We start from the raw sequence: 16516 nt of genomic DNA, 5'->3' as shown, positions 1-16516 counted from the left end.
TACCAAGATCAACCGCAAAAGTGTGATCGTGCTGGGTGACGATGGCAAGAAACAGTACAAGATCTCGCCGGGACTACTACGCCCACTTCGTGATGTGAAGTAAGTCCACTACGTCGTGGAATGAACGCTTACACTGCTGGTTCAGGAAGCGATGGAACTGAACCCGTTCGACGAAGCGGTCTTCGTGTTCTGCAATCGTCAGCGCGACAAGGTCAAGATCCTGGCCTGGGAACGGAACGGCTTTGTACTCTGGTACAAGCGCCTGGAGCGGGAGCGATTCAAGTGGCCAGACATGGTGGGTGAGGAGGTTATGATCCTGTCGGGCCAGCAGTTGAATTGGCTGCTGGACGGCTACGACATTGCCCGAATGCAACCTCATAAATCCTTGTTTTTTGATTCCGCTGGGTGATTTTAAAGTGTTGATTTGTAGACCTTTTGGTATAATGCCTCCATGCAAAACGCCGTTTCTGACCCACAAAAAATCATTGCCGAACAGGAGCAAAAGCTACGCGCCCAGGCAACGGACATCGCTCGCTTGGAGCGGAAGAACAACTCTCTGGAAGCGGCCAAGCGGGAACTGTTCGAACAACTTCGCCTGCTGATCGAAAATCGTTTTGGGCCTTCCACGGAGAAGTACAAAATACCCCAGGAAGACCTGTTCTTCGACGAGGCCGAAGCACTGGTAGAGAGCGAGCCGGCGTCAGATAGTGACGACGCTCCGGAAGACAAAACGGAAACACCAGCCAAGCCAGCATCGGCCAAGCCTCGCACCCGCGGTGGCCGTCTGGCGTTGCCGGCAGAGCTACCACGAGTGGATATCATCCACGACGTAGCTGACGATCAAAAGCACTGCCATAACGACGGTACCGAATTGGTCTGTATCGGTGAAGAGGTCAGCGAACAGCTGGACATCATCCCAGCCAAGATCCAAGTGATCCGTTACATCCGGCGCAAGTATGCCTGCAAGACCTGCGAAGACGGTGTCGTCACCGCACTCATGCCGCCGCAACCCTTGCCCAAGAGCAACGCAAGCCCCAATCTCTTGGCTTACTCTGTCATTGCCAAATACGTGGACGCACTGCCGCTTTACCGACAAGAACGAGCGTTCAAGCGGCTGGGCATCGATCTACCCAGAAACACTCTGGCCCTCTGGATGATCCAGACCAGTGAATTGATCGAGCCACTCATTGAGCGATGCCGACACCACCTGCAATCCAGTGCCGTCCTCCACATGGATGGAACCACACTGCAAGTGAATACGGAGCCGAATCGCAAGGCCGGCAGTCCTTCTTACATGTGGGTACAACGAGGTGGGCCACCAGAGCAGCAAGTGGTTCGCACCAATCAGCTAACCCATGTAGGTTGCTGGGCGCACGCCCGCCGCAAATTCGTGGAAGCCCAGAAAGTGCAGCCCAAAGGCAAGGTCGGCCGTGCCGACCAGGCCTTGAGTCTGATCCGCAACCTGTATGCCGTTGAGAAAAAGGCCAAGCAGGTGACGGCTGAGGAAAGGCTGACCTTGCGGGAAACTCAAAGCCGTCCAATCATCAAGAAACTGGAAGCCTGGTTAACGAAATCCCTGAATCAGGTGCCGCCGAAAACGGCCATTGGCAAAGCGCTGATCTATCTGAATCGGCAGTGGCCCAAGTTGACCGTCTTCCTGACGGATGGCCGGATCCCGTTGGATAACAACCCGGCGGAAAATGCCATACGTCCGTTCGTCATTGGTCGCAAAAACTGGCTCTTTAGCCAGACGCCGAAAGGGGCCCACGCCAGTGCCAAACTCTACAGCCTGATCGAAACCGCCCGAGCCAATGGCATTGAACCCTACAGTTATCTGGTGGAAGTGCTCACCAAACTGCCATCGTCGAAGACCGACGATGAACTCGACCGATTGCTGCCCTGGAATCAGGGCGACACTATCCCGGTGTAGTTCGTGGAGCGCGTACAGCGCCCTCATAGATTTTCTGGTTAACAACGACTTGATCAAATAATGGGGTCTGCCCCCAATCTGGGCTTGATTGCATGGAATGGCAGGCTGTTTTAACGCTGACCACATTGGTCGGAGTGCTGGCAACGCTGGCGCTTACGCGGGTTTCGGCGGATTTGTTGCTGATGGCTGCGTTGGCGTTGTTGTTGGTGAGCGGGGTGCTGGGGCCGACCGATGCGCTTTCGGGTTTTGCTAATCCGGGAGTGATCACCATTGCTACTTTGTACGTGGTGGCTGCCGGCTTGAAGGAAACGGGCGCTGTGCAGTGGATTGCGCGGTTTCTGCTGGGCCATCCGAAAACCCAGCGCGGGGCCCAGTTGCGGATGATTGTGCCTACCGGTGTGCTGAGCGGGTTTATGAACAACACGGCGGTGGTGGCTATGTTCATTCCTGCCATTCAGGACTGGGCCCAGCGACTCGGCATTCCCGCATCCAAACTGCTGCTACCGCTGAGTTATGCCGCCATTTTGGGAGGCACCTGCACTTTGATTGGAACCTCCACCAACCTGGTGGTGGACGGCATGCTGCAGAGTCGTTTGGGGATTCATCTGGGGTTGTTTGAGCTCGCCTGGGTGGGTATTCCACTGCTGGTGATTGGCGGTGCCTTCCTGGTGCTGGTCGGCCACCGGTTGTTGCCCGACCGGGGAAGTTTAACCGAAGAATTGAACCAGGTTCGGGAATACGGGGTCGAGGTGGAGGTAATGAGCCCCGGCCCGTTGGTGGGCAAGACTATTGCCGAAGCCGGCTTGCGGGCATTGACCTACGGTTACCTGACCGAAATTGACCGTGATGGCCAGCTGATTACAGCCGTAGAACCGGACCGAACCCTGCAGGCCGGAGACAAGCTGTATTTTGTGGGTGCACCGGAATGTGCCAGCGAGCTACGCCGTATTCAGGGCCTGAAATCGGCCAATGGCAGTGTGTACAAGCTGGAAATTCAAAATCACCAGCGCTGCTTGGTGGAGGTGGTGCTGGGGCCGGAATTCCCCGCATTGAATAAAACCATTCGTGACAGCCGCTTTCGTACTCGTTTTAATGCGGTAATTTTTTCTGTATCGCGAGAGGGCAAGCGGGCGCCGGGGAAGCTGGGGGATATCACCTTCCGCATGGGCGATACCCTGTTGTTGGAAGGCAGTCACCAGTTCGCAGAGCAATACCGCTTTCGCCGGGACTTTCTACTGGTCAGTGCCTTGAACGATTCTACCCCACCGGATTTTCGCAAGGGGCCGAGGGCGCTGGGTATTCTGGCAGTGATGGTGCTGCTGAGTGCATCCGGGCTGCTTTCGATTCTTGAAGCCGCATTTTTGGCGGCTGGTGCTATGATTGTATCTGGTTGCCTCACCGCCAGTCGCGCTCGACGGAGCGTGGACTTGCCGGTGCTGGTGGTGATCGCATCTTCCTTTGCGCTAGGCAACGTTATGATTGAGACCGGCGCCGCTCAGTGGGTGGCGGGTGGCTTGCTCGGCTTTGGCCCGCTAACCCCCTGGGTTGCCCTGGCGATGGTGTATGTGCTGACCGCCATGTTTACCGAGGTCATCACCAACAATGCCGCGGCTGTGTTGATGTTTCCGATAGCCTTGGCCGTTTCCGAGCAACTGGGTGTGAGCTTTTTGCCTTTCGGCCGTAACTGTAATGTTCTCCGCCTCTGCCTCTTTTATCACGCCGATAGGGTATCAAACGAACCTTATGGTCTATGGCCCCGGCCGGTACCGGTTTACGGACTACGTGAGTATAGGCGCGCCGCTGTCGCTGCTCGTGGGGTGCGTAGCCATTAGTTTGATACCTCAGGTGTGGAAGTTTTAAGCTTTTGAGTCGAGCACCCTTTCCAAAACCTAAACAAAACAGAGTAACCATGCTAAACGGACCTTTCTCCCCCTGGCCTTCCTTCACCGAAGAAGAGGCTCGCGCTGTTTCCGATGTTCTGCTTTCCAACAAGGTCAATTACTGGACTGGGCAGGAGTGCCGTGAGTTTGAACGTGAATTTGCTGAGTTTGCGGACTCTGAATACGCCATCGCTCTGGCAAACGGCACTCTGGCGCTGGACCTGGCCCTGAAAGGACTGAACCTTGGCCCCGGTGATGAGGTGGTGGTTACGCCCCGCACCTTCCTGGCCTCTGTCTCCAGCATTGTAACGGCGGGTGCAGTGCCGGTATTTGCGGAGGTGGATGCGGATTCACAGAACATTACGGCGGAAACCGTTGCTGCGGTGCTCACTGAACGCACCCGCGCAGTGATTTGTGTGCACCTGGCCGGCTGGCCCTGTGACATGGATCCGATCATGGATTTGGCCAAGGAGCATGACCTTTTTGTGATTGAAGACTGTGCCCAGGCCCACGGTGCCACGTACAAGGGGCGCGCTGTGGGCTCTATCGGCCATGTGGGATGTTGGTCGTTCTGCCAGGACAAGATTATGACCACCGGAGGCGAGGGTGGTGCCGTTACCTGTAAGGATCGTAACTTGTGGTCACGTATGTGGTCGTATAAAGATCATGGTAAGAGCTGGAGCGCTGTTTATGAGCGCCAACACCCACCAGGGTTCCGCTGGTTGCACGAAAGCTTTGGAACCAACTGGCGCATGACTGAAATGCAGGGTGTCATAGGGCGTATTCAGCTTGCCCGCATGCCTGAGTGGAGGAAAGCGCGACAAAGAAACGCCACTGCCATCTGGGATTGTGCCCGTAACTTGCCGGGCTTGCGAGTACCGGAGATGCCTGCAGATATCGAACATGCCGCCTACAAGTGCTATGTATTTGTTGAGCCGAATAGATTGGCAGAGGGTTGGAGCCGTGATCGCATTCAAAATGCAGTTGTAGAGGCAGGTGTTCCCTGCTTCTCGGGTTCCTGCTCAGAAGTGTATCTTGAGAAAGCATTTGATGGGACAGATTGGCGACCGGAAACACCGTTGCCTGTTGCTCACGAACTGGGAGAGACCAGTTTGATGTTTTTAGTTCACCCGACGTTGACAGAAAAAGAAATTGATAAAACTTGTGATGTATTGGCGAGCATTATGAAACAAGCGGTGCCTGTGGATGTTTAAATCCTTTTTGAAGCTATCGCGTTTTCATAAACGTCTCGTTTCTGTTCTGGTAGACACGATAGCCCTTTCTTTTGCCCTTTGGGCTTCGTTTGCGTTGCGTCTGGAGCAGAGCCTTTGGTTGCCCAATCAGGGCCAGCTTTTAGTTACAGCGCTTACCGTTGTTTTTACTCTCGGCGTTTTTGTTCGCCTCGGCCTCTACCGTGCAGTGGTTCGCTACATGAGCGACCGAGCCTTCCTGACCATCATCATGGGCGTCGGCGCTTCCGCTCTGTTACTGATCGTTCTTGGCTACAGCCTCCAGGTTCAGGTCCCTCGCTCTGTCCCAGTCATCTACGCGGCCCTTGCGTTCATTTTCGTCGGCGGCAGCCGAATGAGCGTGCGCATGCTGGTGCATCACACCTCTAACCGCGGCAAAGAGTGGGTAGCAATTGTGGGTGCGGGTGAGACCGGCGCCCAGTTGGCCAAGGCGTTGCAGCAGGGTACGGAATACCACCCTGTGGTGTTCATTGGTTTGCTGGACGCCAACCACAAAGCCCTTATTGCCGGAGTGCCCGTGGTTGCTCTGAGCAATCTTGAGGAGGCCGTCCGCAATCATGGGGTAAAGCGCTTGCTGTTGGCGTTGGATGCCGAGAACCAGATTGATCGTCGGCAGCTGCTGAACCGCCTGGAGGCTTTGACTTTGCCGGTTCAGACGGTTCCTTCCATGTCGGAACTGGTAGCCGGGCAGGCGCGGATTAACGATATCCGTGATCTGGAAATCGAAGACCTGTTAGGCCGGGACCCGGTGCGGCCGGATAACGCTCAGGTTGCGACCAGCCTGTATAACAAGGTGGTGATGGTAACGGGTGCCGGTGGGTCCATTGGTTCGGAGCTTTGCCGGCAGATCATTCATCACCGCCCCCGGGTTCTGGTGCTGTTTGAGCAATCCGAGTATTCCCTGTACGCCATTGAACGGGAGCTGCAGGCCATTAATCGGGTTGACGGGCTGGGTGTGGAAATCCATCCCCTTCTTGGGAGCGTGGTTCATCGTCGCCGGTGTGAGATGGTGATGCGCAGTTTTGGTATTGAAACCGTTTACCATGCCGCTGCTTACAAACATGTACCGCTGGTTGAGCACAATGTGATTGAAGGCGTTCAGAACAACGTGTTTGGCACGCTGCACGCGGCAGAGGCGGCTATTACAGCCGGGGTTGAGCGGTTTGTTCTGATTTCTACCGATAAAGCCGTTCGCCCCACCAACGTTATGGGTGCCAGCAAGCGAATGGCGGAGCTGGTTCTGCAGGGTTTGGCACAGCGGCAGAGCAAAACGATTTTCTCGATGGTCCGGTTTGGCAACGTACTGGGCTCCTCCGGCTCGGTAGTGCCTCTGTTTCGTGATCAGATTCGCGATGGTGGGCCGATTACCGTTACCCATCAGGATATCATTCGGTATTTCATGACCATTCCGGAAGCCAGTCAGTTGGTGCTGCAGGCCGGGAGTATGGGCTGCGGTGGCGAGGTATTTGTGTTGGATATGGGTGAGCCGGTGAAGATTGCCGACCTGGCTCGCAAGATGATTCATCTGATGGGGCTTGTGGAAAAAACACCGGATCAACCGGAAGGTGACATTGAGGTGGTCTTCACGGGGTTGCGACCAGGTGAAAAGCTGTTTGAGGAGTTGTTGATTGGTGATGACCCTCAGGGCACGTCTCATCCTCGTATTATGATGGCGCGGGAAGTGTCTATGGCTTGGGATGATCTGGAGTTGGTGTTAAGCAAGCTTTTGCGGGCTAGCCAGGAATTCGATTGTAGCCAGATTGTTGAAACCCTGAAAAGCGCGCCCACAGGCTTCACGCCGAATGGCAGTGTGGCCGATCTTGTGTGGTGCAATGGCGGCCATGATCTGACGGTCGCGAACGAGAGCACGGGGAAAATACACCGCCTTCCTGTTTGATTTAAGCTGACAACAAGGACTGTTGAGCATGATAAAACTATCCCACCACGGCGCCACTTCCGGTGTCACTGGCTCCTGCCACGAGCTGACTCTTGATCTTGGGTCGGCTCCCACCTTCGAATCTTCCTCAGCCGGCATCCTTATTGACTGCGGCCTGTTCCAGGGGCAGGAAAAAGGCGATGGCGCCAGCGCTTCCGATCTCTCCGTTGATTTTCCTATTGAGCATATCCGTGCCCTGGTCGTCACTCACGTGCACATTGATCACGTTGGCCGTATTCCCTATTTGTTGGCGGCGGGGTTTGAGGGGCCGATTATCTGCTCGGAACCCTCCGCCATTATGTTGCCCGAAATTCTGGAAGATGTCCTGAAGATCGGTTTTACCCGGGACCGGGCGTTAATTGAGCGGGTGCTCGGGCTGATCCGTTCCCGGCTTGTACCTGTGCCTTACGGGCAGTGGCATGAGGTGTTTGCGGAGCCGGGCGCCTCTCTCTCCGTTCGCTTTCAGCGCGCGGGGCATATTCTGGGCTCGGCTTACGTGGAGTGTGATGCAGTTTCCGGAGATGAGCGCGAGCGCGTTGTGTTCAGTGGTGATCTGGGTGCGCCTCATGCGCCTTTGTTGCAGGAGCCGTCGTCTCCGGAACGGGCGGATCGCCTGGTTATTGAAAGCACCTATGGCGACAAGGACCATGAAAGCCGGGAAACGCGGCGCTATCGCTTGAAAGCCATTCTGGAGCGGGCCTTGGCGGATGGCGGCACGTTGTTGATTCCGGCGTTCAGTATCGGGCGCACTCAGGAGCTGTTGTACGAGATTGAAGGCTTGATATACGAGTTCCGAAACGATTCTGTCGCGGAGGGCCTGGTTTGGGATGATCTGGAGATTGTGGTGGATTCGCCCCTGGCGGCGGAGTTCACAGGCATCTACCGCAAGCTGAAGCCGTTCTGGAATGCAGAGGCGACCGAGCTGGTTCGGCAGGGTCGCCACCCGCTCTCGTTTGAGCAGTTAACAGTAATTGATGCTCATGCGGATCACCTGAACGCGGTGGAGTATCTGGCCCACTCTCACCGGCCCTGTGTGGTGCTGGCAGGGTCTGGTATGTGTGCCGGGGGCAGGGTGGTTAATTACCTTAAAGCGATGCTTGGTGAAGCCAGAAACGATGTTTTGTTTGTAGGCTATCAGGCGGCTGGTACACCGGGGCGGGATATTCTCACGTATGGTCCGCGGGGAGGCTGGGTAGAGCTGGATGGTGAACGGTTTGATATACGTGCCAAAGTGCATCAGGCGGGTGGTTACTCTGCCCATGCAGGGCAGTCAGACTTGCTCCGTTTTATCGAAGGTATTCCAAAAAAGCCCTCTGAGATTCGTATTGTGCATGGGGATGAATCTGCAAAGCTGGCGTTTAAACAGCGACTTGTTGAGATGCATTATCCGAGTGTGCTCATACCCAATCAATAAGGTATTTAATCCGTTCTTTCGCTTAGTTAAAGACTGTTAAATTAATAATCTTTGCCATATATAATCTGATGGCTTATTATCTTCAAGGATTTAAGAAAGTCCTTGAGCCGATGAGTTCATAAGCGCGGTTTAGGTTTTAGAACCCACAGAAAAGATAAGGTTTTAATTCGATGGCAAAGATTAATGATTATTACCAGAAGAAGCAGCTTATGGAAAAGCTTGCAGACGAGATTAATCAACTGGAACAGGATCAGTCTCTGAAGCGCGAACTGGCGTTTGAGAACAGCATTCGCGAGCTGATGAAGGAGTACGACAAGTCTCCGAAGCATGTACTTCAGATTCTGGCCGCTATTGACCCCTCCATTGCCGGAGCCAAAGCGGAAGGCAGCACCGCTGGCACCCGCGCCAAGCGCCCGATGAAAACCTATAAGAACCCGAATACCGGTGAAGTGGTTAAAACCCGCGGCGGTAACCATAAGGTTCTGAACGAGTGGCGTGAAAAGCACGGCAAGGAAGCGGTACAGAGCTGGCAGCAAGACTGATCAGCTGAATATTTAAAAAGAGGCCGGATGAATACATCATTCGGCCTCTTTTTTGTTTGAATCAAGGCTGTTCAAAAATGATGACGCGATTCCTCCCGCCTTTCTTTGCGGCATACAAAGCTTCGTCTGCCTGTTGCATCCATTTCATATAACTTTTACCGGTGTCACTTAGTTGTGCAATGCCCAGACTCACCGTATAACGAATGGGCGCAACGCTAGTCGGGACCATGCTATGCTCTATGCTTTCCCGTATGCGCTCACATATTACGCGAGCTCCTTCGGCATCGGTTTCCGGTAATACTACCCCGAATTCTTCGCCGCCATAACGGCCAATGCTGTCTGACTGCCGTAAAATGCTTTTAGCTGTTGTAGCGGTATGTTTGATTACTTCATCACCCGCCAGATGGCCGTAGCTATCGTTCACTTTTTTGAAGAAGTCGATGTCAAGCATTACCAGGCTGGTGGCCTGGCTATAACGGCGATACCGTTCGAACTCCGCGTCCACCAGATTCTCCCAGGTGCCTCTGTTCAACAGGCCCGTTAGCTGATCGGTCATGCTGAGTTCTGCGAGTTGCTGGTTGGCTCGCTCCAGTGCGCGTTTGCCAGTGGCGACATCGGTGACGTCATACACCATGAGACACACCTTCTCCACCTGCCCGGTACTACCCGACAGCGGGCTGATGGTGAGATTCTGGAACATATGGTTTTCTGTTCCGGTAATGGGACGGGTGTTACGGAATCGGAACAGGTAGGGCCGTTGCTCCCAGGAGGTGAAAGCCCGGGTGTTCAGTAATGCTACGGCATCCACTTTGCGGGTAAGCCAGGCTTCGGGAATATCAGGGAATAACTCGAACAGTACGCGGTTGCGGATTTTGCTGGCAGTGATACCACTGTGGTTCTCCATGAACCCATTCCACGCCTGTACCCGGAACTCCAGATCCAGCACCACCAGGCCAACCTCTACGGATTCCAGCATATCCACCAGCCAGTGGAAGGATTGAACTTCAAGTTCGTTTATGACCATGATTCAGTCCGCCAGGTATTGAAGACGTTGTTCAAGAAAGGGCACCGAATCTTCAGTGAGCAGCACCAGCATGTCGCACTGTATATTCCTATCCTCCAGCGTGTAGCTGATTTCAATGCACAGAAGTTGTTCTTCGCGGGAATTGTGATGCTCGAGAAGCTCTGTGATCTGCCGATGCTGGCCCAATACGCTGGGATGGCCAAGGCCGAGCTTCAGGTCTAGCTGATCGCCAATGCCTTTAAGGAAGGCTCCGAATAGTATGCTGGACATATCCATCAGCACTTCCACGTTTACGGATTCACCCTCGAGCGTCTCGTAGTGGAGAAGCTCGGCCATCTCCCGGAAGCTGGCGTCCGCAAACAGCAACAAGGCCTCGCCGGCAATACCCGCACCGGTGAATCCCTGGCACACGGCAGAGTAGGTATCACTGTCGTGCGCGGCCGAGATGGCCATATGGAGTTCGGAATTGGCAATAAAGGCGACTTTCGGGATGGGCTGTTTCACAAATACCCGCAACAACCGGGCAAGCAGATCGGATGAACGCCCCATGGCGATGTTGGAGATTTCCTGCAGGTAATCGTTCAGTGAAACCGAGATTTCCTGTACCTGGGATTCGTTGCCAGGGTTGAGTTCATTATCGCTCAGAGCTGCGCTTTCAAGATCGCCGGGGCGGTAAAAGCCGTATTCGGCAAGCAGGCTGAGCACTACGGCCAGGTCTGTGGGCTTTTTTATAAAATCGATTGCGCCGAGTTTACGCACCCGTTCCCGGGCTTCTGGCTGTATGTCGCCGGACACCACGATGGTCATTATGGGTAGATCTTCGGCCAGTACATGCTCCAGAACCTCGTAGCCGTCCATCTCTGGCATGTTGAGGTCGAGGAACATCAGATCTGCTTCGCGCGCGCGCAGTTCTTCGAGAGCTTCCACGCCGTTATTGGCAAACAGAATGGTGTCTGCAAGACCTGCGGGCAGGGCTCTGGCCATCTGTTTTCTGGCAAGCGCGGAATCGTCGCAGATGAGTATGCGGGTGGTCATGACTGTGGCCAGGAAGGATTGAGTGGCGTTTCGTTGAGTATAACAGCGTGCTCAAATATGTATACGAAAACGACACGTTAGTTGAGCTGCATCAATGTTGGTGGATTGTAACGGTTTGTTATCCGCGTTTGTGACTGGGCTCACTCTATAGTTTGTGTTGTCTCCGCTATAGTGAGTACGTTGCAAACTAAAAACAATGAGGATTACAAGCATAGGCTGCCTGCGCGAAGGCGTTGAATGGAACAGCCCGAATGGCGCAAATGTGATTAATGCCGGTAAGGGCGTATTCATTAATTTACCCACCAACATGACGGTCGATATGAATACGCTGGTTAACCAGGGGGTACCACGCTTGCAGACTCACCGGACGGATATGGGTACCAAGCTGTTTTGATTTTGTTAGACTCCTGAATCTAATGATTCACAAGGCAGGAGTCTTCCCTTGATTCGCTCGTTTTACTGGCACGATTACGAAACCTTTGGCGTAGACCCTGTTCACGACCGCCCCTCTCAGTTTGCCGGTGTGCGAACCGATGCGGATCTGAATATTATTGAAGAGCCGCTGGTTATTTACTGCAAACCCACGGATGACTACCTGCCATCACCGGAAGCTTGCCTGATTACTGGAATCACACCTCAGAAAGCCATGGAAGAGGGCTTCGCGGAAACGGAGTTTATCGCTCAGATTAACGAGGCGTTCAGCCAGCCGGGCACCTGCGTGGTGGGCTACAACAGCCTGCGTTTTGATGATGAAGTAACTCGCCACACTCTCTACCGCAACCTGCGCGACCCTTATGCCCGGGAATGGCAGAACGGTAACTCCCGCTGGGATATTATCGATATGGTGCGGCTGACCTACGCTCTTCGGCCCGAGGGCATCAACTGGCCGCGCAAGGAAGATGGTAGCCCCAGCTTCAAGCTGGAAGCACTGACCGCCGCCAATGGCATTGCCCACGAAGCCGCCCACGATGCCATGTCGGATGTGGAAGCCACCCTTGCCGTTGCGAAGCTGATCAAGGAAAAACAGCCGAAGTTGTTTGATTTTGTTCTGAACAACAAAGACAAGCACTCCGCCCGCAGCATGCTGGATACGGCAGCCATGAAGCCGGTATTCCACATCTCCGCCAAATACCCGGCCACTCGTGGCTGCTGCGCTATGGTCGCACCGCTCGCTGACCACCCTACGAACAAGAACCTGGTGATTGTTTACGACCTGCGGGAAGACCCGAGTGAGCTGATCAACGCCACACCTGAACAGATTCGTGAGCGGGTATTTACTTCTCAGGCGCAGTTGGGAGATACGAAACGATTCCCGCTAAAAAGTGTGCAGTTAAACAAATGCCCAGTGCTGGCCCCCGCGAATATGCTGACCACGCTCTCTGCTGAGCGATTGGCAGAACTGGAACTGAATGGCGAAACGCTCCGCGCCAATCTCGCGTTGTTGAGAAAAGCCCCGGGTTTGCCGGAGAGAATCGCCGAAGCGTTCAACCAACCCCACGAAGGCAACCTGACGGATCCTGACGAACAACTCTACGCCGGCGGCTTTATTTCGCCTGCGGACCGCAGTGAGCTAAACCGCGTGCTGCAGACACCGCCGGAAGCGTTGGTGGAGGAAACGTTCAATTTTAAAGACGAACGTTTGCAGGAGTTGCTGTTCCGATATCGCGCCCGCAACTACCCGGATTCGCTGACCAGTGAGGAAGCCGAACGCTGGGAAGAGTTCCGCAGCCAGCGCCTGATGGCCCCGAAAAAAGGCTGGCTCTCTCTGGAGGCGTTTGGGCTTGAGTTACAAAGGCTGGCCAGTGATCCGGAGTTGTCGCCGCAGAAGCAGCAGATTTTGGAGGATTTGCATTTGTATGGGGAATCTTTGATTCCTTATATGTAATAAGGATGTTGGCCTCTGCGGGGCCGCCGCTTTACTGCACCCTCTCCCCCGGCCCCTCTCCCGTAAAGGGAGAGGGGAGCTACACCGCTCAAGGCTCGAGGGTCGTTTTGGCCCCTCTCCCCTGGCGGGAGAGGGGTTGGGGAGAGGGGGCATGCCGCAAGGCATCAAGCCCAAAACTAGCCAAGGATGGCCCAATGAACCAAACCCAGTTCGCCAAACACCTCCGCCAAAATATGACCGATGCGGAAAAGTTACTCTGGTATCACCTGCGAGCCTACCGTCTGAACGGCAAGCGTTTCCGCCGTCAGCAGCCACTTGGGCCTTACATTGTCGATTTTGTGCACTTCGGCTCAAGAGTGGTCGTAGAAGCCGACGGCGGTCAGCATAATGATTCACTGAGTGACAAGGAACGAGATGCCTGGCTTAGATCGCAGGGGTTCCGGGTGCTCAGGTTTTGGAATCATGAGATTTTGCGGCAGACGGATGTTGTGCTTTCGGTGATTTATGACGCTTTGGAGGTGCCGGAAGATATTGCAGGGATGGGCGTGGAACGGGGTGTTGGGAGTTAAATTGCCCCCCCCCCTCTCCCCAACCCCTCTCCCGCCGGGGGCGAGGGGCTAACGGCACTGCTTTTACGCCGGGGAGTTTAGCTCCCCTCTCCCGCCGGGGGCGAGGGGCTAACGGCACTGCTTTTACGCCCTGGAGTTTAGCTCCCCTCACCCCTTGCGGGAGAAGGGCTGGGGGAGAGGGGGCGCGCCACCGCTAAAACCACAATCACCGCCGCCTTTGAAAATAGACACTCAAATTCTGCCCCATCAAACTCTGCACTTCACTACCGAGCGCCTCGGCCTGGATTTGCGTTTGCACGGGCCGGGTAGCCAGGCTGTGGCCATCCTCATCACGGGCCTTTATCAGCTTCCATTCCACTTCATTACTCACCATTGCCATCAGGTCTTTCAGCTGTGTCTCATCCTGTGGCCTGAACCAGCGATCCCGGCAGCCGCCCAAGCTGTAGAAGTCATCCTCATGGGCAAGTTCCTGCCAAGTTGCATCCTGCCGATTTGTTAACACCATTTGGCGAAGTTGACGCAAGGTAGAGCGGGTTGGTTGCAGGCTATGCTCCGCAACCAGTTTGCGCATCTGCTGGTCGCCGGCAGTTTGCTCGGCAATGGCTGTATGCAGATGCACGATGGCACCAGAACCGGAAGCGCTGTTCACCAGGGCTGCCAGCGAGAGTTCGGTCATGGCCGGGGAGGGCAGGCGACCGACTTCTACCCAATGTACTTGATGGCCATCCGCCACAAATTGCTGGGCGATGGACCAGGGCCAGAACACAATATTGCTGGTTTCAGATTCGGCTGCCATTCGAGTGGCTTTGGCGATGTTGGCCAGGGACTCATCCACCGCAATAACTTCCACGTCCGCCAGGTAGCTCGCCAGTTCCATGGCGCGCTGACCGGACTGGGCACCACACACCATGATGCGCAAGGTGTCTGGCAGCTTGTCTGTGGTCAGCCCAAGCTCTGTTGCCATCAGGATTTTCAGGCTGCTTTCAGCGCGATAAGCCAGCTTCGACCAGGCAGGCCAGGCTTGCGGCACATCCGTCTTATCCAAACACAGCTCTTCCGCTTTCTCATCAAAGCACTGTTTGATGCCTTCTTCTTCGGCGCGGTGATAATAGCTGGCGGCAAAAACCGGCTGAAGTGCCAATGGCCAGTCCACCAGGTTCCATTGTCCGAGCTGTACCGCAAAATCCTGATGAAACAAGGCACCGTACATGGCGCTGATCATCAGTGAGCCGATCAAGGCTTCCTGAGCCTCACCCATCACAAACTGTGCTTTAAGGCTGTCGTTGACGGCCGCTACGAGCCGTTCTTCATCGTCCTCCGCTGCAAACGCATAGCCCGTGCGATCGGTATATTGCGCGATAGCGAGTGCGAGTTGTTGAAGTTCGTCGCGCAGATCAACGGTTTGGGCGACTTCCGCCAGAATGGCGCGGCGCAGCATCACAACGAGCTCTTCCACGGCTGGATCCGGCATCAGGGTTTTTTGCAGTGCCAAAATCAGCAGCTCATCTTCGCTGGCAGCCTCCAGAAGAATCTCCGCCTGCGGATTATCCAGATCGTATTGCTGGCGGATGATAGAGCCCAGGAAACGACCGATTTCCTGGTGAGGCAAGCCTTCATGTTTCAGAAGCGCAATCGCATCCAGTGCGAGGTCGCTATCCACCTTATTAATTGCCAGATGCTGAGCGCAAGTGAGCATGCCGCTGTAAACAGAATCCCATTCAGCGCCGGCTTCCAGCAGCTTGCGATAATGCAGATAAGCCACATCAAACTGCCCCTGCAACCGCTTGGCGTGGGCGACACCGCAAAAAGCGGCGGCGGATTGCCGGTCGCAGTTCAGAGCTTGCAGGAAATGCTGCTCTGCCAAGGCGGGCCGCTCGGTTTTCAGAGCCCAGTATCCCAGGTTCGCATATTGCTGTGGCTGGCCCGGTTGCGCATCGAGACTGGCAGTGAAGAGGGTATGAGCTTTCTCAAGTTGCCCGTCGTCCATCTCAACACGCCCGAGCAACCCTAAGGCAACCGCATTGCCAGGCTCAAGTGCAATCACCTGATCCAGGTATCCACGGCATTCCTGTCGGGCCTTCAGGCGCTGGATGTGACTATAGCCGTTGCTATTGGACTCGCCATAGGCAAGGTTGGCCTGCAGAAGCAGACGAGCAGCCTGGGCCTGTTGGGAACGGGATTCCTGGATGTGATGTTTGGCTTGCATGGGATACCTCGTTTACCTGCCGCTGACGTAGCGAGTTGCGGCAAAGGCCTGCAGTTTTTTGGTGGTTTGCTGTGCTTTACATGGAACGTTGCGAAAGGTGTGCCAGTTTCATGGGAGGGTGGGACTCAATTTCCATTGCCAATAGCTTGGGGTAGACTCAAAATCACTTGACCCGAAGAGGGAGGATGACATGCCTAATCTGGACATGCTTCAGTCGTTGCGGAATCGACACGATGAGATCCGCCTGCTGTGTGAAAAACACAAAGTAACTCAGCTGGCTGTGTTTGGTTCAGCTGCCACAGGAAAATTCCATGCATCCAGCGATTTGGACTTTCTTGTGGATTTTGACGAAACGCTGTCAGCGAAGGACATGGCCACGGCATTTTTTGGGCTTAAAGAGGATCTGGAGACCATGTTCTCTCGATCAGTTGATTTGATTACTGCGTCCTCCCTGACCAACCCGTATTTTCGCAGCGCTGTGATGGAAGAGAGGCAGCCTTTGTATGCCGCGTAAGGCTTTGAAATATGTGTTTGATATAAAATCTGCTGCAGAAAAGGTTCAACGGTTTGTTGCAGCCAAAACAGAAGCTGACTATATGGCTGATGAGCTGTTGCAGTCGGCAGTAGAGCGACAGTTTGAAATAATCGGCGAAGCAATGAGCAAGTTGCACAAGACTGATTCTGATATGGCGGAGAGTATTGCTGATTATCGGAAGATGATCGCCTTTCGAAATGTTTTGATTCACGGCTATGCGACCATTGAACCACTGATCGTATGGGGCGTGATCGAGAGCAGCCTTGAAAACCTGATTGAGCAGGTTACTGCTATTCTTGAGGGTGCTTGA

Annotated in this window: 14 protein-coding genes and 1 pseudogene; 12 read left to right on the top strand and 3 right to left on the bottom strand. The window is 54.6% G+C overall.

What is annotated here, in order from left to right; all coding sequences use genetic code 11:
• Positions 1–133 precede the first annotated feature (133 nt).
• The 7 genes and pseudogenes from tnpB to ACN0V1_RS12315 all read left to right on the top strand — a co-directional run bounded on the left by tnpB (position 134) and on the right by ACN0V1_RS12315 (position 8952).
• Positions 134–409 carry an IS66 family insertion sequence element accessory protein TnpB gene (tnpB, locus tag ACN0V1_RS12345; protein WP_417545281.1) on the top strand — a complete coding sequence of 92 codons (276 nt, stop codon included), beginning with the start codon at positions 134–136 and terminating at the stop codon, positions 407–409.
• Positions 410–451: 42 nt separating this feature from the next.
• Positions 452–1930, top strand: a complete 1479-nt coding sequence (gene tnpC, locus ACN0V1_RS12340) for an IS66 family transposase (protein WP_417545279.1) — start codon at positions 452–454, stop codon at positions 1928–1930.
• Positions 1931–2022: 92 nt separating this feature from the next.
• Positions 2023–3790: pseudogene (locus tag ACN0V1_RS12335) on the top strand (SLC13 family permease).
• Positions 3791–3839: 49 nt separating this feature from the next.
• Positions 3840–5024, top strand: coding sequence for a DegT/DnrJ/EryC1/StrS family aminotransferase (locus ACN0V1_RS12330; RefSeq protein WP_417545278.1), 1185 nt, complete (start codon positions 3840–3842; stop codon positions 5022–5024).
• A complete protein-coding gene (locus ACN0V1_RS12325; RefSeq protein ID WP_417545277.1) occupies positions 5017–6957 on the top strand; it encodes a polysaccharide biosynthesis protein in 1941 nt (646 codons plus the stop codon). Before ACN0V1_RS12330 ends, ACN0V1_RS12325 begins: the two co-directional genes overlap by 8 nt.
• 28 nt (positions 6958–6985) lie before the next feature.
• On the top strand, positions 6986–8410 hold the full coding sequence (locus tag ACN0V1_RS12320; RefSeq protein ID WP_417545276.1) for an MBL fold metallo-hydrolase RNA specificity domain-containing protein: 1425 nt from the start codon (positions 6986–6988) through the stop codon (positions 8408–8410).
• Positions 8411–8580: 170 nt separating this feature from the next.
• The gene (locus tag ACN0V1_RS12315) at positions 8581–8952 is read left to right on the top strand and encodes a histone-like nucleoid-structuring protein, MvaT/MvaU family (RefSeq protein ID WP_417545275.1); all 372 of its coding nucleotides are present in this window, start codon (positions 8581–8583) and stop codon (positions 8950–8952) included.
• Between the two features lie 61 nt (positions 8953–9013).
• On the opposite strand, the gene ACN0V1_RS12310 is transcribed toward ACN0V1_RS12315, so the two are convergent.
• Positions 9014–9976 (bottom strand): diguanylate cyclase, encoded by a 963-nt coding sequence (locus ACN0V1_RS12310; protein WP_417545274.1) that lies wholly within the window; start codon positions 9974–9976, stop codon positions 9014–9016.
• 3 nt (positions 9977–9979) lie between these two features.
• Complete coding sequence (locus ACN0V1_RS12305) at positions 9980–11011, bottom strand: response regulator (protein WP_417545273.1); 1032 nt, start codon at positions 11009–11011, stop codon at positions 9980–9982.
• Between the two features lie 196 nt (positions 11012–11207).
• On the opposite strand from ACN0V1_RS12305, the gene ACN0V1_RS12300 reads away from it, so the two are divergent.
• The 3 genes from ACN0V1_RS12300 to ACN0V1_RS12290 all read left to right on the top strand — a co-directional run bounded on the left by ACN0V1_RS12300 (position 11208) and on the right by ACN0V1_RS12290 (position 13465).
• Positions 11208–11405, top strand: a complete 198-nt coding sequence (locus ACN0V1_RS12300) for a hypothetical protein (protein WP_417545272.1) — start codon at positions 11208–11210, stop codon at positions 11403–11405.
• A gap of 48 nt (positions 11406–11453) precedes the next feature.
• Entirely contained in the window at positions 11454–12896 is a 1443-nt protein-coding gene (gene sbcB / locus ACN0V1_RS12295) for an exodeoxyribonuclease I (RefSeq protein WP_417545271.1), read from the top strand.
• 194 nt (positions 12897–13090) lie between these two features.
• Entirely contained in the window at positions 13091–13465 is a 375-nt protein-coding gene (locus ACN0V1_RS12290) for an endonuclease domain-containing protein (RefSeq protein ID WP_417545270.1), read from the top strand.
• Between the two features lie 205 nt (positions 13466–13670).
• Here ACN0V1_RS12290 and ACN0V1_RS12285 read toward each other — a convergent pair whose 3' ends face one another.
• The gene (locus tag ACN0V1_RS12285; protein WP_417545269.1) at positions 13671–15671 is read right to left on the bottom strand and encodes a hypothetical protein; all 2001 of its coding nucleotides are present in this window, start codon (positions 15669–15671) and stop codon (positions 13671–13673) included.
• 190 nt (positions 15672–15861) lie between these two features.
• Between ACN0V1_RS12285 and ACN0V1_RS12280 the strand changes: the two genes are divergently transcribed.
• The gene (locus ACN0V1_RS12280) at positions 15862–16185 is read left to right on the top strand and encodes a nucleotidyltransferase family protein (protein ID WP_417545268.1); all 324 of its coding nucleotides are present in this window, start codon (positions 15862–15864) and stop codon (positions 16183–16185) included.
• Complete coding sequence (locus ACN0V1_RS12275; protein WP_417545267.1) at positions 16175–16516, top strand: DUF86 domain-containing protein; 342 nt, start codon at positions 16175–16177, stop codon at positions 16514–16516. Before ACN0V1_RS12280 ends, ACN0V1_RS12275 begins: the two co-directional genes overlap by 11 nt.

Origin of the sequence: Marinobacter sp., assembly GCF_048266785.1 — a bacterium.
Lineage (GTDB): Bacteria > Pseudomonadota > Gammaproteobacteria > Pseudomonadales > Oleiphilaceae > Marinobacter.
The sequence above is the reverse complement of the archived record's forward strand: the minus strand, read 5'-3'. Positions and strand labels throughout refer to the sequence as shown.